Below are 17060 nucleotides of genomic sequence, written 5' to 3' on the forward strand. Positions count from 1 at the left end.
GCGTGCGGCAGGGGGGGCTCAGGTACGTTGTTTGGCCTGATTGGCGACGGCTTCCATGAGTTGGCGGATTTCTTCCGGGTCTCCCAGGAAGTAATCGTTGACCGGGTTCAGATTATAGTCGAATTCGAAGACATAGGGGATCCCTGTGGGGAGGTTGAGATGGACGATTTCCTCATCGGAGATGTGTTTCAGGTGTTTGATGATGCCCCGGAGACTGTTGCCGTGGGCGACGACGAGGATTTGATTGTGATTTTTCAGCGAGGGGAGAATGGTCTCGCTCCAATAGGGAAGAATGCGGGCAATGGTATCTTTTAGGGATTCCGTGGCGGGGAGTTGCATCGGCGCTACTCCGCTATAGCGGATGTCATGCATCGGATGGCGAGGATCGGCCTCTGTCAGAGCCGGGGGGGCGATGTCGTAACTTCGGCGCCAGATGAGGACTTGTTCGTCTCCGTACTGTTGTGCGGTTTCGCTTTTGTTGAGTCCCTGGAGGGATCCGTAGTGTTTTTCGTTGAGGCGCCAGTCTTTTTCGACGGGTATCCAGTCCTGGTCGAGTTTGTCCAATACGCCGTTAAGGGTTTTGACGGCTCTCTTCAAATAAGAGGTGAAAGCTTTGCCGAACAGGAACCCCTTTTTCTTCAGGAGTTCCCCCGCTCTCAAGGCTTCCCGGACTCCCTTTTCCGTGAGATCGACATCCGTCCACCCCGTAAAACGGTTTTCCCGGTTCCATACGCTTTCTCCGTGGCGCAGCAAAACGACTTTTTTCATGACAATATAGCTTTTTAAGTAAGAGCTCTTTTAGGAGAAAATCGTTCAAGTAAAAGGGTATCACAGAGGCGAAAAAGCGAACTGTGCCGGATTCATCAATACAAATCGGGAAAAGCCTCAAGTGAAATGCTTGAGTATCTGGTCCGATTGATTGACGGAAGGCGTTTTAATGGATTCCGTGCAGTTGCCGGAGCAGGGAGATGGGCTCTAGATATCCCATTCGTGCATGGGTTGAGGACCGGAGAGGGCACAAATACGGTCAATAAGTTGATCCCAGGCTTCTTTACCTTCGAGGATATCTACTTCAATGCGGAGGAAGAAGATGGGAACGTCCAGAGGGGTATCGGGCTTCTTCAGGCGGACGGCGTCTTTTTCCGTAGTGATGATCATCTGCATGTCGCGATCGGCGCAACGTTCGTAGAATTTATCCAGATCATCCTGGTCGAACCAGTGATGGTCGGGGAATTGTTGCGTGAATTCTACTTTGGCGCCCAAGGCATGAATTAAACTTTCGAAGCTTTCCGGACGAGCGATACCGCTGAAACAGGCAACCCATGTGTCGTGGAGGGCAGAGAGGGGGAGGCGTTCTCCGGTGAAGACGTTTTCGATGTATTTGGGGGCGTGGTTACTGATGATGATGTCGGCGTCCTTGTTGTATTTCCGGATTTCACGGACGAGGTCATCCTGGGGTTTGCCGTTGCTTTTGGTAAGGATGATATAGTCGGCGCGTTTCAAACTGCTTTTGGGTTCCCTCATGGTTCCTCGTGGCAGCATGGCTCCGGTGCCGAACGGTGCTCCGCAGTCGACAAGGACGATATCGATCTCGTGACCGAGATTCAGATACTGCATACCGTCGTCGAGAATGAGGGTGTCGCAGCCAAGATGTTCGATGGCGAACAGGCCGGATTTGACGCGGTTGCGGTCGACGAGGACAGCAACGTCGTCCAGGTTTTTGGCGAGCATAAAGGGTTCGTCCCCGGAGTAGAGAGGGGAGAGGTAGCGCGTTGTGCCGTCGCTGCAGATTTTGGGGATGTTTTCGACTTGCTTTCCTTGTTCGTCGAGCCATTTTTGCTTTTCGGTGAGGTCGGCGCTTTTATAGCCTCGGGTGAGGATGGCAATGCGTCGGCCACGGTCACGCAGGGTACGGGCGAGTAATTCGACGACGGGAGTTTTGCCGGTTCCTCCTACGGTGATATTGCCGACGCTGATGACAAGTGTGCCGAGTATGCTTTGTTTGACGATGCGTGAAGCAAAGAGTTTCAATCGCAAAATAATGACCGTGTGAAATACCCAGGAGGCGATGCGGAGAATGACCCTCATAGCCCCTGCACGGAAGCCTTTTGCCCGGCCGAAAATGACTTCGGTTCCCCATTGTTCGAATTCTTCCGAGCGAGTTTGCATGGTCGTTGGCGTTACGTTGGCGGGCGATGTCCGTTAAGGGACATACTACCATGATAGAGCTTGTTTTGCAAGCTGAGGTACAACTGGTACCTCCTCCTTCCGGGGGGGGAGCTGGCAGAAGGTGGTTTTTGGGGAGGATGGAATCAGTAAAGGATGCGTCCGCAGTTTTCGCAGTGGGCGACTTCTTTGCCGGACTGGACTTTGAGATGGGTGCCCCGGGTGAGTTCCATGTGGCATCCGCTGCAACGTCCCCGGTCATCCATGGAGACGATGACGGGCAGGCCTTTGCTTAAACTCATGCGTTCGTAGGTTGAGACGATGTCGGGATTGATGGAGGAGGCGATTTTGTTGCGTTCGTCAATGAGTTCCTGAAGGGCGGTCTGGGTTTTCTCTGCGGTGCGTTCGAGACGGGCGAGCTCTTCTTCGACGCTGGTGCGGACTTCTTTGTAGCGGGCGATGGTCTGGGTGGCTTTTTGCCTGGCGTTTTCGAGGGAGTCCATTAATTCGAGAGCACGGGTTTCCAGTGTATCGATGATGGATTCCGCTTTGGCAATTTCGGTGTTGAAACGTTGGTATTCGTCGTTTTTCCGGGTTTCGCCCTGCTGGATTTTCATCTTGCCGATGAGTTGGCGCTTGGTCTCGATTTCGTGTTCTGTATCGTGAATGGCCTGTTCGGTGTCGAGGACGAGTTGCTTGGCTTCTTTGGCCTTGCGTTTGAATTGTTCCAGCCGGTGGGTGATCAACTCTCTTTGTTCCGGGAGGGAAATGAGTTCCCTTTTCATACGGGTGATTTGGGTATCCTTTTCCTGAACAATGAGAAGGATTTGAAGTTCATCAGGTGTCATGGTGTGTGAGTTGGGACTTGAGTTTTTATGGGCGGACTGGAGGAAGAATGCTGTCCCGAAGCCGGTGAGGGGTCATTTTTTCCCGGTTTTCCCATAGACTTTCATGGGAAGGCCTTTTTCGACGACTTCTCCATTCTGGTCGAGAAGGAATCCGGTGGGGATGGCAGGCGGAGAGATTTTCTGCAGAGCCGGGATTTTATTCCAGTCTTTTTTCGCGATAATGGGGAAGGGCATGTTTTCTTGTCCGCTCCATTTCTTGGCGGCTTCTTCATCATTGTCGCAACTGGCCAGGATGAGTTCCACCTTGGGATCCTTGGCGATTTTTTCGTTATAGAGCTGGACGACTTTAGGAGCTTCGGCCCGGCAGGGAGGACACCAGCTGGCAGAAAAGAGGATGATGAAGGATTGAGCGGTTGGCTTGATTTTGCCCTGAAGGAGGGTGGATGCAGTGAGTTCCTTGCCGAGAGGTGTTGTGTTGGTCGCCTGAAGTTTGGCGATTTCCGAGGGGAATTTGCCGATGAAGTCGGCATTTTCTTCCAGCCATGTACGGTCTTCTTCACTCAATTTGTCGACGGGGAGGACGATGGCGGTTTTGCCTTTGGGTGTAATGGTGGCTGTTTTGCCGTCATAGCGGGAGACTTTTCCGGAGAAGGATTTGGAAGGATCTTCCGAGCTGGTCCAGTTGCGAACGGGATTGAAACCGGGTGTCTGGTCTTTTCCTTGGTCTTCGGCTGAGACATGGAAGGCAAAGAGGCAGGCGAGGGCGGAGATAAAGATCTTTTTCATAAGGGCACTCTGGGTTCGTAATTTACTTATAAGGGATTAAGTGGCTCTTGTCAGTGAATTTCAATGTCCGGTGACGAGTTTTTCTATTTCGGAGGCGTTCATGTGGATCAAGAGTTTCTCAAGTCCTTCGCCGAAGAGGGAGTCTGCCATGCCTTGCTTGGCACGCAGGAGGTCGTCGATGCGTTCTTCGATGGTACCCCGGCAAATCAGTTTGTGGACAAGGACATTGCGATGCTGGCCGATGCGGTAGGCTCGGTCGGTGGCCTGGTTTTCGACGGCGGGGTTCCACCAGCGGTCAAAGTGGATGACGTGGGAAGCCTGGGTGAGGGTGAGGCCGGTGCCCGCGGCTTTAAGAGAGAGGACGAGGAAGGGCGGGCCTGCGTCTTGCTGGAATTGCCGGACGATTCCCTGCCGGGCGGGGATGGGAGTGCCGCCGTGGAGCAGGAGACCGTCGCGATGGAAAATGCCGGACAGAAAATCGTGCAGCGGGTCGATCATGCTGCGGAACTGGGTAAAGAGGATGAGTTTTTCCTGCCGGGTGGCAATTTGTTCGGCTAGCTGGCGCAGGCGTGTGAATTTGCCGGATTCCTCTTCGGAGAATGTTCCTGTGCCGAGGTATTGGTCGGGATGGTTGCAGATTTGTTTGAACCGGGAGAGGAAGGGAAGGATGAGTGCAAGGCGCTGGGCGGGATCGGGTTCCTCAAGGACGGCATGGAGGGCCTGGACTTCCGCATGGTAGAGGGCGGCCTGGCGGGGGGTGAGGGTGCAGTAGGCGTTGAGTTCTGTTTTGTCCGGGAGGTCGGGAACGAGGTTTTTGTCCGTTTTCATGCGGCGGAGGATGAAAGGGCGGACGAGCTTTTTGAGCGGAGTATAATCGCCGTTGAGGCGTTGCGTAAAGGTGTCGAAGTGTTTCCTGCCGCCGAGGAGGCCGGGGTTGAGGAATTCCATGAGGCTGTGGAGCTCCGCCAGGTTGTTTTCGACGGGTGTGCCGGAGAGGGCGACCCGCATGGGACTGTGGAGTTCGCGGATGGCGCGGGTACGTTGCGAGTCGCCGTTTTTGATGGCTTGGGCTTCATCAAGGACGATGGCGGGGAAGTCCAGATCGCGGAGCCATCCTGTGCGTGTGGCCATGCCGTAGCTGGTAATGGCAAGATCGGTACCGGAGAAGAAACGGGCAGGGTTGGCCGGGGCTTGCTCCGGGAGGGATGTGGAGGAGGGGTGGAGGAGGGTCGCACGGATACCGGGCGCAAAACGGGAGATTTCGTCCTGCCAGTTTCCGAGGAGGGATGCCGGAGCGATGATCAGTGGCGGGATGCCGGATGTGTTCTCATGGACGATGTGAAGAAGCCATGCGATGGCTTGGAGGGTTTTTCCGAGGCCCATGTCGTCGGCAAGACAGGCGCCGAACCCTCGTGAGGTGGTTTGGCGCAGGAAGCGGACTCCTTCTCGCTGGTAGGGGCGCAGGATAGCTTCCAGATAGCCGGGAATATCGTCGCAGTCGTCATTCTGGCCGGAGACCGGGGACGTGAGGGCGCGAAGGGCCTCCCGGAGCCCGTGGCCGGGTTGCAAGGCACAGTCGTCGTCGGGTGGGGGAAGAGGGGGGAGGGTGTCGTTGGGGCCGTTGATGAGCAGGCGGAGTCCCCGGATGAGGGGGATGCCGAGGTTGTTCATGAGACGGGTGGCCTGGCTCCATCGGTCGAGCAGGAGACGGATTTTTTCGGGGTCGGCGGCAACCCATTCTCCATGGAAACGGACGAGGCCTTCGCCCTGAGCGAGGAGTTCTTCAAGTTCTTCCTTGGAGATGGCGCGGCCACCCAGCGTGGCGGCTACGGAGAAACGGAGAAGGGAATGGACGGAGAAGGTGCGGACGGGGGATTCTTCTTCACTGCCGGCGGTGTCGGCCGTAACGGCGATTTGCAGGCGAGGAGGGGCTTTTTTCCATAGGTTGACGATGCGGACGATGATGCCGGCATTCTCCATGGAAGCGGTGTCCTGGAGAAAGGCATAGGTGCGGGCAGGCGTCCAGGCCATGGGGGAGTAGATTTCCCGGGATTCGAGGAGCTGCCGGATGAGAGGACTGGTCTCTGCCGCTTTGCGGAGGGGCTGGAGCAGGGCCAGCATGGCGCGGTGGTCTTCGGCATACAAGGTGAGGGCTGAGGCCAGCGGGAGGTGGCTGATGGCTCCTCCGGAGGAAGCCTTGTGGGCGAAGGTGGCCATGAAGGCGAAGGGATGTTCGGCATCGTCCCGGTTTTCCGCCAGATGGAAGAATACTTTGCCAATGCGGTTCCAGGGCTCTCCCAACCCTTGCAGCCAGTCTCCGAGGCCGGAATGGCGCATGCCGGTGGCGGAGGAGATGTGGGCGGCCAGTTCCCGGTGCCAGCTTTGGAGGATGGCTACGGTGAGGTATTCGCTGCCGGGTACGGCGGGGAAGGAGTCCAGAATGCGGACGGCTTGCGGGGATGGAGGAACGAGGGCTTGCAGGGCGGCGGGATCATCGTCGGGGTTCTCCGCCAGGGCGTGAGCCAGGCGCGTCAGGGCATCCCGTACCATGGTGCGCAGGAAGAAGGCGGCCTTTCCGGCCTCCGGAGGCCAGGCGCTGGTGCCGACGGCGAGCAGACCGGAACCTGTGCCGTGGGCGAATGCTCCGGCAAAAGGTTGGGTCCTGTAGACGATGTTCCCGGTGGGCGTGATGGTGAAGTCGTCCGTATGCTCCATCATCTCCGTATTGTGCGCAGCGGCGCCATCCGGTCGGGGTCGACTGGCTGGAAAAACCGGATCAGGCGAAGGATCGGAGGATGGAACTTGGTGCGGCACTCATCGCAGTTTGCCTGAGGCGGACGCAGGGACAAGGATTTTTCCCGCATGCCGGCCGGAAAAAATTCCGGGGAGAAAAAGAGGGATGGATAGGAAACAAATGTGCAGACCGAGTCAAACTCTCCCTGTCTGGATGAGGGTGCGGAGGGACAAGCAAGCGGGGGAGGACTCCCTCATCGGTACGCCTGTTCTTCAAGCTGTGTGAGGAAATCCTCCCCCGGTCAAGGGGTGGTCGGAGCAGTAGGATGATCCGTCTTGCCCGTAATTGTGAAATACCCCGGTTTAGAATGTGTAGGAAGCGCTGACGCCCAGGTTGACCGTGAAATTGCGGTAAACCGTTTCTTCAGCGCGCTTGCCGGCGGCGATTGCTCCGTTGCCGGCCCAGATCGTGCTGACGAACGGCGTTATCGTGACATGCTGGGACACCTTGCAGGGAAGATCCAGATTCAGGCTGAACCCCTGGGTTCCATTGGAATTCGGAGACGTGCTGTCGAAATAGCCGGACGAGGCGGTCCACTTGGCGGAAACGACGGCTGCGGCATGCGGGCAGAGGTCGAATTTGTAGCCGAGGGCGGCTTCATACCACCACCCGGACATCCATTGGGCCGTGTACTGCAACCGGGCATCGGCGAAAAGTCCCTTGAGGGATTTGTTGCCGAATTGCCCGAAATCATAATGGACATCGAATACCAGCGAGTGTTCTTCCGGTTGATTGCTGTCGAAAATCACCGAATTGCGCTTCCCTTTCCTGTGGGTATTCAGCGCACCGGGAAGGCCGCCGTGAACGAATTGGTAACCGAGCGTCGTCGTCAGAGCGGGGTTCCAGCCTTTGCGGAGCCCGAGGAGGAACGTGCCTTCATCGCACAGGGTGCTACTGTCACGATGATGTTCAAAACTATTGGCCGTCATCCAGTCATAGCGGAGTCCGCCCACGATGGCGAAGTTGTCCTGCAGGTTGTACTGGCCGGTTATTTCGATCGGAATCACGTTATCCGTGCTGGAATCGGCGAGAACCAGCCCGCGGCTGATATACTTCGCCTCGTATCCGGCGGAAACCGTGGCCTTGAAAGCTCCGGGCTTCGCCGTGCAATAAGCCGGTACCACGACATCGGCGGATGCGATGGAACCCATGACCGCAAGAGCGGCCGCCAAGGAAGTCAATGCAGATCGCTTCATAATAGTTCCACTAATACTTGCTTTTTTTAGGAAATACAGAAAAATCTAGTGCATCCGCCGCATTTTTCCTTGGAAACCGTACGCTCCGGAAGCATGGGAGAAACATTTTCCTGAATCGAGGGAGGTTTCTCTTGGACAGGAGGAAGTTGCCGGAGCCCTTCGTTTTGTGGGGATGTTCCCCGGGCCCGGTATCCGAGCAGGCTGTATACGGCATTGCCTATCCATTCATTCAGAAGCTCCTGCCACTTGAAAGCGATTTCCCAGGAGGGATAGAACGAGCGGTGGTTGAGCTGATTCGGGAAGGGTGTAATACCGACGGTATACCAGTCGGGATGCCATCCTTCGGCGGCAAAGCATCCCAGGCTCCGTTTCATGTGCGAGGCGGATGTGATGAGCAGACAATCGCGGTCGCCGATGCCCAGGGGCTTCAGCATCGCGATGGAATAAACGGCATTTTCGCGTGTATTGAGCGCTTGCGGTTCCAGCAAAAAGACATCGCGGGGAACTCCTGCTTCTTCCATGTACTTCAGGAACAACTCCTCCTTGATGTGCCCTTCGTCCTCGGACGTGATGCTGTCGCCGGAAATCAGGATTTTTTCCACCTTGCCCATGTGATACAGCCGGACGGCTCCCCAAAGTCGGTCCGCACATGAATTCGGGTAGAGGACTGCCCCGGTATCCGGGTTCACCATGCTGAAGCCGCCCATGACGAGGGCAGCCTTGTAGTGTTTTCCCTCCATCTCGCGCGGGTGGGCCCAGACTGCCGTCTCGCGCGCCTTGACGTAATCGAACAAAGGACGGTCCGTGAACACGAGAAACACGAACAGGCTGCCATACAGGCAAACCCGGCTCCATCGCCTCCGCACCTTGCTTTCCTTCCGGTTCCTGAGTACCGCGAAAGCTGCCAGCAGGAGGAACATCCACGTCGTGGGGGCCAGAAAGAAATTCAGGAGTTTGGAAAGCTCGAAAAACATATCGTCACTTCTTGTCCGGCTCTTTAGGGGAGAGCCCGGACTAAGCTTCGTAGCCCTCGGGGCATTCCTGTTCGTGTTCGTGCATGATTTGGCGGACGCAGGCCTGCATTTCCTCCATGCGGGCATCCATGTTGGCCACCAGCTTCAGCTGGGTCCTGGCGCGGGCGAGATTGTGCCCTTCGCGTTCCGTCTTGAAATAAACGTCCCCTTCGAGGTAATCCGTCAGGAAGCGGATGCCCGTTTCCAGCGTGATCAACAGACCGGAAAACGCCAGCAGATCCGCCTCCTTCGGCGTGATGAATCCGCGGGCGGAGCGGAGGTAGCCGCGGGTCACCGCTTCAAACATCGGCATGCGCAGGAAGGTTTTCGACAAATCTTCTTCATCTTCGGCAGCCGGGGAGGTCATCGTGCGCACCATGTCGCCGAAGTCGTAAAGCGCGCTTCCCGGCATCACCGTGTCGAGGTCGATCACGCAGACGGCCAGATCCGTATCCTCGTCCAGCATCACATTATTGATCTTCGTATCGTTATGGACGATTCGCGTCGGAATTTCACCCTGGGCGAGGAGATCGAGGATGACGTCCACGCAGGATTCGTGAGCCCGGACAAATTCCAATTCGCGGGTGCAGGATTCCAGACGGCCTTTGGGATTTTGGCGCGCCACCTCCATCAGCCGGTCGAAACGCCGTCGTGTGTGGTGGAAGTACGGAATCGTCTCGTGGATGTCCGCCGGATTCATGTCGCAGAGCAGTTCCTGGAAGGCTCCGAAAGCCTGGGCCGCTTCATAAGCTTGCTGCGGTGTTTCCGCGACATCATACGTGTGCGTATGCTCAATGCAATTGTAACACCGCCAGTATCCGGCGCCGGGAAGCTCCAGGTAATTTCTTCCGCCGCGGGCCGCATACAGATTCAGCGTCTGGAATTCATGGGGGCGGATCACCCTCCTCATCTTCCAGAGGATATGCCGCGTCACCTTCTCCACATTGTGCATCACATCGCGCGGCCGCGTAAACACCGCATCATTGATCCTCTGGAAAATATACCGGCTCACCTTGCCGTTGTGGGAGGCGTATTCCGCCCTGAAGGTCATATTGATGTGTCCACTGTTGATTACATCGTGGCGCAGGAAATTCCCCTCGATGGCGAATTCATCGCCCAGGGCTGCAATCTGGTCTCGCAAAGACGCGGTATGGAAAACGGAAGAAAGGGGCATCTGGAATCAATTATTAACAAAATAAAGCGAAAATCAAAACAATTTGCGGCAATAAGGTTCCACCGCCTTCATGCGCGAAGAACAAAGCCGGACGGCTGCGTCGCGCTCTTCATTTGTTTTGAAGATATAAAGCGCATATCCTCCGAAACCTCCGCCAAGATATTTTTGTGCAATGGATCCGGAAATTCCCGGGAGTTCCTTCATTCCCTCCGATAATTGGACGCTATGATAAAGAGCGACTCCGGCAGCCAGTTCGTCAATGCTGCGTTCCATGACTCCGGCTCGTGCGATGAAAGACGATTGGGCGATTCGGTTATAATCGCGCTGTGAATCGGCCATGGAGGGAGTATCGTGGCTGGAACCCGTATAATAAATGGCTAATTTTCCTTGAAGGAAATCTCCCGTACTCTTCAGATCCAGGACAGGAGCAGGCCCGGAACGCCAAACGCAAAGCCCGGTTTCGGAAATGACAGCCGGATCCTGCCAGCCTACGCCTAGGTCCAGTTCCGATTGCACGGAATCTCTTCCCTGCAGCATCGCCCAGGCACCGCTTCCTCCCAGACCGGAACGCAGCTCATACGGCCAATCCGCTAACGATACAAAAGGAGTAATTGCGCAATTCACGATATAGGCACCCTCGCGAGCGTGTCGGGGCACATCCAGCCAGCCTCCCGCGAAATCGACGCGTAGCGGCACGACGTTCGGTGCCTTGATGCGATTGACCAGCATCGTTGTCGAAACCGGCTCAAACTTTGGCGGAGTCTTCGGCAACACCATGTACTGTGCTCCAACACGGGCGCACAATTCTCGCTTGATATCACCGTACAAATCATCCTCCGTCACAACCAGAAGATCCGGCTTTTCACGCAGAAATTCCTCTTCGAAATCAAGCCCTTTCTTCAATCCTGTTCCAATGAGCACTTGGTCGACCATGCGCAGACTCTCCAAAAGAACTTTCTTATGCTCATCAGGAATCGAAGGTTTGCGACGCTTATGGTGCCAAAGCACTTTCTCCGAGGCAAACGACACAATCAGATAGTCCCCCAATGCCCTGACCTCTTCAAAAAATTGAATATGCCCTGCGTGGAGAATATCGTAACATCCTGAGACAAAGATTTTTTTCATTACATTAAAGATGGATTGATATATTTCAGTGATTTTCTTAAAATGAAATAACGGGGTTGCTGCGCTTTTTTCTTCATGAAAATTACAGATTATCGTGCATGTAATAATAAGCAATTATTGAATATAACTATATTATTATGTTATATTTTTCATGAAGATGATGGATTATTTTTTGTTTGTCATTCCCGCAGGCTTTCTTGATTTCATACACTTTTGCATCCACAAGCGTACGGTACCACCAGCCTTGAAGGAAATGCCATAGGAAACCTTCTTTTCCTTCGGTAAAACCGAACCGCAAGAAGTAACGGTAGCAGAAATATGCAAATGATCGCCAGAATAGCGGCTGTCTGGCATATTTATGTTTTTTCATCCGCTTGACCTGAGCCTGTCGGCTTATGTTCTTGTTCCCATCCGTTTCAGCTGCTCCGGTCAAGTCCAATTCGATATCCAATAAATCCACTGCCTCTCGTATGGCATAGTTCACATGCTTGTGGCAGAACCATGTAAGATCATTCAGGTTATGGTCGCAGAAATCGTGATGAAATTCTATCGCGTGTCCTTCCTGGAGCTGTATGTGTTCATCCATCAGACGTTGTTCGCACATCCCCTTGCCGTTGCGGAATAGGCGCAACAGTTTCACTGGATAGATGCCACGTCTCATCCATTTGTCCATAAAGATGTGACGACGGTTGAAAATGACGCCTGTTACCTCTTCCGGCAATTCGGGAAGTTTGCTTTGCAGTTCTTCTATCAATTCAGGCATCAAGTATTCGTCCGCATCCAGGCGGAGTACCCATTTGGTACGAATGGGTGCATTCTGTAACCCCCAGTTGAATTGTTTGGCATGATTGTTTTCCCACTTGTTTTGCAGGATGTGTACGTTTCTGTATTCCGATGCTATATTAATCGTCTTATCTGTTGAAAAGCTATCGATAATAAAAATATCTGTGGCAAGAGGAAGAATATTTTCCAAACAACGGCGGATGTGTATTTCTTCGTTGTATGTGAGGATGATGATTGATAAATCTAACATAAGGTTTGCAATGAGTTATGCCGCAAAATGTGAAACGCGGCGTTTATAATATCGTGAATTTATTTATGCCTTAATAATTCGTTTCTTGATCAACCAGGCCGGATTGCCGCCTACGACAGACCAAGGGTCTACATCCTTGTATACCGAAGCCGTAGCGCCTACAACTGCCCCTTGCCCTATGGTCACGCCCATGCCGACAAAGGCTCTTGCACCGATCCACGCCTGGTCTTCTATCACGATAGGAGCGGTAATCAGCGGATTCAGTGGGTCGGTAATGTCGTGGCTCGCCGTACACAGGTAAGCTCCTTGCGATACAGTCGTGTTCGCTTCGATTCGTATCGGAGCCACATTGTAACAGTCCACATCCGAAGCCAGACAGCTATACTCCTCCATCTCCAAATTGGCGGGATAATATATCTTTGCCGAGGAATAAACCACGGCAGTAGAATGAATCTTAGCGCCAAACAAGCGGAGTAGAAAACGTTTCCACCCACTTCCAACCGAGCGAGGCAACCACCGTGCGCACAATGTCCACACTATGCCCCAAAGCATTCTAATTATCTGGTGCTTACGACTCAGATTATTGTGGTATTTCGACAAATCGACTTTATTCATAAACGAAATCGGGTTTAGAAGATCCACCTGACAGCCAGCCATACAGTTTACTCATCTGCCGCGCCACTACAGGAGCCGTGTATTTTTCCTGTACAAGCTGCTGTCCCCTTTCACCCATGGAAAGCAGTTCCGGGACAGGCATCTTGAGCACCTGTTGCATGACCTGGGAGATGTTTTCCGGAGTGCGGTCGAGCCACCAGCCGCATTTCTCCGTGTTGAGTTCTTCCCATGGAGTACCGAGACTCGCCATCACAGGAGTTCCCACCGACAGTGCCTCGGTCACAATCATGCCGAAGTTCTCGAAGTCGCTCGGTACGAAAAGGCAGGACAACTGCGCCAATTGCTCATACTTGTCCCTGCCGTTGACAAAACCGCAAAATTGAACACGATTTTCCAATCCAAGTCGTTTTGTTTCGCTACGCAGAAACTGTTCGTACTCATCATCCCCCTTGCCCATGATCACCAATTCGCACTCCTGCGGATGAGGAAGCTCCACTAGCCCATAAAGAAGATTTTCAATCTTCTTTATGGGATGTAGTCGCCCGAGGAAGCCGAACTTCCTCAAACGACTACATCCCATAAAGGACGATTTTGCAACTGCAATTTCTTTTAAATAACCAGGCCGGCTGGCCGGGTTGGGGATAACTGCTATAGCGCCACGGTATCCAAATTGGCGCACATGCTCCATTTCAGCCTTGCAAGTCACATGAAGGCAATCGGCACGATTGATGTCTTTGCGAAAACAAAGCTGAATCAGAGGCCACTTCTTCCAGTAGGAGCGTTTCAGTGCGGCAGGATAAAGCATTCCATGCGGCGTGATGATGTAAGGCTTATGCTTACGTCTTGCCACCGAGCAGGTCATATGGTTGCAATACATCCACAGCCCGTTGGTGTGGTAAAGGTCATACTCATGGTTCTGGAGGTACTGGGCAATACCCTTTGAATATCCGTATGGAGTTATCGCATCATTGGGCAATACTTTAATCCAATCCTCACCATGCCCCATCAAGTTATCGGACTGAACAGACATCAAGTCCACATTGCATCCTATCTGGTGCATTGCCGAAAGCAAATCGTAAGTACAGGTCGAGGTACCACCGCTATATGAATCGAAACCGGCGATTGTTTGAAGGATCTTCATCGTTCCAATGCGTTTTTTATCTCTTCTTCCTCTTTGTCGAAACAACGATAAATACCTGTCTTTATCAATTTGGCCGGTGAACCGGCAATCAGGCTATATTGTGGAAAGTTGTAATGTTTGTTATACAAGCTGTTGGATGCTACAATGGTATAGTTTGGAGTTACTGTGCTTTTCATAATATTCAGGTGTTATGCCTAGTTAATCGTTTTTATCAATAGATTTATGTAGGAATTAACATAGGTTTGACACAATGTGTGAATGAATAGTTATATGAAATTTCCTTGCAAAAATTCTTTCAGAATTAATAATTATCAACACATCATCATTATCATAAATTTTTTAAAGTGTGGTTCAAATAATAGTCTGGACAAACACATTATCACAACAATATGTTCTTTTGAAGAACGATAAGCCACAATCTTCTTTGTCTAAAATCAGACGAAGGCACTCGTTGGTGATGTTGATCCATTGTGCACCTTTTTTAAACTCAATTCCTATAGGAATCTTCTTGGGGAACAGATTGATAATCGGCTCAAAAGCATTTCTCATCAGATGAAAGAATTCTCTAATAATCCAGATTTTGTGCCTGAAATATTGTGTGAACAGATGGTATTTTGTGCATCTTTCAGGTGCAGCCCTGCCGTATCCTACAAACTTGTTTCCTCTATTCTTCTCAAAGAAATCTTGAATGTAGTCATTGATTTTTATGGGCATAGTATCTTTCGATATAAGGTGATAATAATCATATGGTTTATTATTAAAATCAGCCCTGAAAAGGTTATACTCTGCTCTTATTTGAGAAACATTTTCCCATGTTACGCTCGCTCGTTTTTCGATATAGTAAAGTTTTGACTTGACTAAGCCAAGAATAACTATATCCCTTATCTTCTTGTCAAGATGGGCATAAATGTCGTTCCTTTCATCGTCCAATAAATCAAGCAGCAACTGGAGCTGTAAGAAATTATGATGAGCTAGAATCAGATAGGCAAATTTCATATGATATTATAAAGAATTAATGCGATAAAAAAAATCTTGCATTTTATTTGCGACCACTTCCGGTGTTTGTGTATTTGATATATTATATCGGGCGGTCTTGCCCAATCGCTCTCGCAGATTCTCACTATTTAAGAGTTCTTCTATAGAGTCAGCTAATGACTTGACATCATTTGGGGGAACGAGAAGTCCGTCTGTCTTATCTGATATGATGTCGGGGATTCCGCCTGTTTTACAGGCTACAACCGGAAGTCCAGCCGCTTTTGCTTCAAGCAAGTTAAATGGTGACATTTCAATAAGAGAAGGTGATACATAAATGTCATACGACGGCAAGAGATTTAGTAAAACAGAATTTTCAATTCTCCCCCGAAAAGAAATATAATCATCTAGATTGTATCGCTTAATATATGCTTCTATCTGACTTTTGTAGCCTTCGTCCATAAAATCTCCAATAAAATCTACATGTAACACAAAATGTTTTTCAATAAGTATTTTAACGGCTTCAACAAGAATTAGTTGTCCCTTTTGTGGATAGATAACCGCTGTATAGATAAGTTGTGGTACATCGTTTAGTGCATAGCTGTTCTTTATAGGAAATACATCGTACTCGATGGTATTTGGTTGCAGCAACAGACGTTGAGGATTTAGTCCATTATTAATCAAATGTTGATACACAAATGAAGCAAGGGCGACATAACCGTCAGTACATAATTTTACAGCAAAGGCAAATTGACGTATTCGTTTGGGGGCAGTCCAGGAATAGGAACTGTGAGACGTAGAGATGAGTAACGGTCTTTTTGCCTTGAATGCCGTTGCAAAGCGTGCCGCTATCATGGAATATTTGTCATTGCTGAACACAATATCCGGTGTAAATTCTTTTAACCAGTTCTGTAACTCCCTTGTTCGCTTTGGTATGGAACGCGCATTACGGATGTCCGTCATACTTTCTATAACTGTGAATTTGGTATTCCTGCTGTATTTGCGGCATAACTCGATATTTTTGTCTATTACCATTGTGACTGTTGCAAAATGACAGAACACATTTGCTATTTTCGAATTTTGCCCAATGATTAGAATTTTCATGCTTTAATGCGATTAAAAAGAGATAAATAACTGTTTGCACAATACGATATAGTGTATCTATTAGCGTCGAACAACGCCTGTTCCTTAATTGCCATAATAACTTGATCTGGAAAATGAAGAACTTTTTTTATTGTCTTGTATATGTCCTGTTTCTCTTGTGTGGCTATGATAAAGCCGTTTCGCCCATCATTTACCACATCGACACATCCTCCTACAGGAGTTACAATAGGAATGCACCCGACAGATAAAGCTTCAAGTAAACTTATTGGCAATCCCTCAAAATATGAAGCCAGAACAAAGTAGTTTCCATGCCGCATGTAATCTACTGGATTAGACACTTCACCTATGTAGTGGATACGCTGGGAGGTCATGTCCTTTATCTGTTGAGCGTATTGCTTATCGGCATCTCTGCCGATAATAACAAGAGCGATATCTTCGCCCTCATCGACCAATTGTTTTACAGCCTGTGCCACAGCCAATTCATTTTTTACAGGAGATAGAGCTGCAGCCATAATAAGTAATTTAGTGTTAGGTGTTGTTTGGTATTGTTTCAATGAAAAGCCATGTGTCGGAGTATGCTTGGGTACCCCATTATATATCACAGTTGTTGATATCGAACTCCCATATAATTGATGGAAAGAGGCATCTGACTGATGCGATATTGTAATAGGATATACTTTCTTTGACTTGAAAAGTACACGACGTATGAAACGGTGAATGCCTGATGCTTCACGATAAGCATCGTTGTGGATAGTGGCATAGCAACGGCACAAATTCCTTATTGCCGGCAGTAAGGCGTAAGCAATAGTATTGACATGGAAGTGTGCTATATCATATTCACCTTCCATGATGAAGTCATATAAACGATACATTAGTTTAACATCAAAACCTCTTGATTTGGGAATGTATGCTAACGTGATGGAAGGATCGAGTTTGTTTAGCAGGAAACTGTTTTCACTGTCATAAAAAGTTAGCAATGTGATGCTTGTTTCATTGTGGCGGCACATTTCATTGCATAGATTTACGAGGAAAACTTCAGCTCCCCCTGCTTGTAGATTTGGAATTATTTCTAAAATTTTCATTATATTATTAA

Annotated in this window: 15 protein-coding genes; all 15 read right to left on the reverse strand. The window is 50.7% G+C overall.

Translation table 11 applies throughout. The features are described 5' to 3' along the window. Positions 1-18: 18 nt before the first annotated feature. The 15 genes from gpmA to QET93_RS04910 all read right to left on the reverse strand — a co-directional run bounded on the left by gpmA (position 19) and on the right by QET93_RS04910 (position 17049). Positions 19-768, reverse strand: coding sequence for a 2,3-diphosphoglycerate-dependent phosphoglycerate mutase (gpmA, locus tag QET93_RS04840; protein ID WP_322190125.1), 750 nt, complete (start codon positions 766-768; stop codon positions 19-21). A 207-nt stretch (positions 769-975) separates the two neighbouring features. Then, positions 976-2169, reverse strand: coding sequence for a tetraacyldisaccharide 4'-kinase (gene lpxK, locus QET93_RS04845; protein ID WP_280132756.1), 1194 nt, complete (start codon positions 2167-2169; stop codon positions 976-978). A gap of 143 nt (positions 2170-2312) precedes the next feature. Next, complete coding sequence (locus QET93_RS04850; RefSeq protein ID WP_322190126.1) at positions 2313-2951, reverse strand: C4-type zinc ribbon domain-containing protein; 639 nt, start codon at positions 2949-2951, stop codon at positions 2313-2315. A 135-nt stretch (positions 2952-3086) separates the two neighbouring features. Beyond that, a complete protein-coding gene (locus tag QET93_RS04855; protein WP_280132758.1) occupies positions 3087-3800 on the reverse strand; it encodes a thioredoxin family protein in 714 nt (237 codons plus the stop codon). A 60-nt stretch (positions 3801-3860) separates the two neighbouring features. Continuing rightward, complete coding sequence (locus tag QET93_RS04860; RefSeq protein ID WP_280132759.1) at positions 3861-6518, reverse strand: DEAD/DEAH box helicase; 2658 nt, start codon at positions 6516-6518, stop codon at positions 3861-3863. A 378-nt stretch (positions 6519-6896) separates the two neighbouring features. Continuing rightward, positions 6897-7790 carry a hypothetical protein gene (locus tag QET93_RS04865; RefSeq protein WP_280132760.1) on the reverse strand — a complete coding sequence of 298 codons (894 nt, stop codon included), beginning with the start codon at positions 7788-7790 and terminating at the stop codon, positions 6897-6899. Positions 7791-7816: 26 nt separating this feature from the next. Next, entirely contained in the window at positions 7817-8764 is a 948-nt protein-coding gene (locus QET93_RS04870; protein ID WP_280132761.1) for a YdcF family protein, read from the reverse strand. Positions 8765-8804: 40 nt separating this feature from the next. Continuing rightward, positions 8805-9977, reverse strand: coding sequence for an aminoglycoside phosphotransferase family protein (locus tag QET93_RS04875; protein ID WP_280132762.1), 1173 nt, complete (start codon positions 9975-9977; stop codon positions 8805-8807). 33 nt (positions 9978-10010) lie between these two features. Beyond that, positions 10011-11102, reverse strand: coding sequence for an adenylyltransferase/cytidyltransferase family protein (locus QET93_RS04880; protein WP_280132763.1), 1092 nt, complete (start codon positions 11100-11102; stop codon positions 10011-10013). A 127-nt stretch (positions 11103-11229) separates the two neighbouring features. Continuing rightward, positions 11230-12135: a glycosyltransferase family 2 protein gene (locus tag QET93_RS04885; RefSeq protein ID WP_280132764.1), complete on the reverse strand. Its 906-nt coding sequence runs from the start codon at positions 12133-12135 to the stop codon at positions 11230-11232. Between the two features lie 63 nt (positions 12136-12198). After that, positions 12199-12750: a DapH/DapD/GlmU-related protein gene (locus tag QET93_RS13235; RefSeq protein WP_345786061.1), complete on the reverse strand. Its 552-nt coding sequence runs from the start codon at positions 12748-12750 to the stop codon at positions 12199-12201. Then, on the reverse strand, positions 12743-13891 hold the full coding sequence (locus QET93_RS04895; protein WP_280132766.1) for a glycosyltransferase: 1149 nt from the start codon (positions 13889-13891) through the stop codon (positions 12743-12745). The genes QET93_RS13235 and QET93_RS04895 overlap by 8 nt, the downstream gene beginning before the upstream one ends. 351 nt (positions 13892-14242) lie before the next feature. Further along, positions 14243-14887 carry a beta-1,6-N-acetylglucosaminyltransferase gene (locus tag QET93_RS04900; RefSeq protein WP_280132768.1) on the reverse strand — a complete coding sequence of 215 codons (645 nt, stop codon included), beginning with the start codon at positions 14885-14887 and terminating at the stop codon, positions 14243-14245. 6 nt (positions 14888-14893) lie between these two features. Further along, the gene (locus tag QET93_RS04905; protein WP_280132769.1) at positions 14894-15967 is read right to left on the reverse strand and encodes a glycosyltransferase family 4 protein; all 1074 of its coding nucleotides are present in this window, start codon (positions 15965-15967) and stop codon (positions 14894-14896) included. Further along, positions 15964-17049, reverse strand: a complete 1086-nt coding sequence (locus QET93_RS04910; RefSeq protein WP_280132770.1) for a glycosyltransferase family 4 protein — start codon at positions 17047-17049, stop codon at positions 15964-15966. Before QET93_RS04910 ends, QET93_RS04905 begins: the two co-directional genes overlap by 4 nt. Positions 17050-17060 lie beyond the last annotated feature (11 nt).

The sequence above is a fragment of the Akkermansia sp. N21116 genome, assembly GCF_029854705.2.
Lineage (GTDB): Bacteria > Verrucomicrobiota > Verrucomicrobiia > Verrucomicrobiales > Akkermansiaceae > Akkermansia.

Bases quoted from the DNA above. Each gene is read 5' to 3' on its own strand.
- gpmA (WP_322190125.1), bottom strand. From the start codon at position 768: ATGAAAAAAGTCGTTTTGCTGCGCCACGGAGAAAGCGTATGGAACCGG.
- lpxK (WP_280132756.1), bottom strand. From the start codon at position 2,169: ATGCAAACTCGCTCGGAAGAATTCGAACAATGGGGAACCGAAGTCATT.
- QET93_RS04850 (WP_322190126.1), bottom strand. From the start codon at position 2,951: ATGAAAAGGGAACTCATTTCCCTCCCGGAACAAAGAGAGTTGATCACC.
- QET93_RS04855 (WP_280132758.1), bottom strand. From the start codon at position 3,800: ATGAAAAAGATCTTTATCTCCGCCCTCGCCTGCCTCTTTGCCTTCCAT.
- QET93_RS04860 (WP_280132759.1), bottom strand. From the start codon at position 6,518: ATGATGGAGCATACGGACGACTTCACCATCACGCCCACCGGGAACATC.
- QET93_RS04865 (WP_280132760.1), bottom strand. From the start codon at position 7,790: ATGAAGCGATCTGCATTGACTTCCTTGGCGGCCGCTCTTGCGGTCATG.
- QET93_RS04870 (WP_280132761.1), bottom strand. From the start codon at position 8,764: ATGTTTTTCGAGCTTTCCAAACTCCTGAATTTCTTTCTGGCCCCCACG.
- QET93_RS04875 (WP_280132762.1), bottom strand. From the start codon at position 9,977: ATGCCCCTTTCTTCCGTTTTCCATACCGCGTCTTTGCGAGACCAGATT.
- QET93_RS04880 (WP_280132763.1), bottom strand. From the start codon at position 11,102: ATGAAAAAAATCTTTGTCTCAGGATGTTACGATATTCTCCACGCAGGG.
- QET93_RS04885 (WP_280132764.1), bottom strand. From the start codon at position 12,135: ATGTTAGATTTATCAATCATCATCCTCACATACAACGAAGAAATACAC.
- QET93_RS13235 (WP_345786061.1), bottom strand. From the start codon at position 12,750: ATGAATAAAGTCGATTTGTCGAAATACCACAATAATCTGAGTCGTAAG.
- QET93_RS04895 (WP_280132766.1), bottom strand. From the start codon at position 13,891: ATGAAGATCCTTCAAACAATCGCCGGTTTCGATTCATATAGCGGTGGT.
- QET93_RS04900 (WP_280132768.1), bottom strand. From the start codon at position 14,887: ATGAAATTTGCCTATCTGATTCTAGCTCATCATAATTTCTTACAGCTC.
- QET93_RS04905 (WP_280132769.1), bottom strand. From the start codon at position 15,967: ATGAAAATTCTAATCATTGGGCAAAATTCGAAAATAGCAAATGTGTTC.
- QET93_RS04910 (WP_280132770.1), bottom strand. From the start codon at position 17,049: ATGAAAATTTTAGAAATAATTCCAAATCTACAAGCAGGGGGAGCTGAA.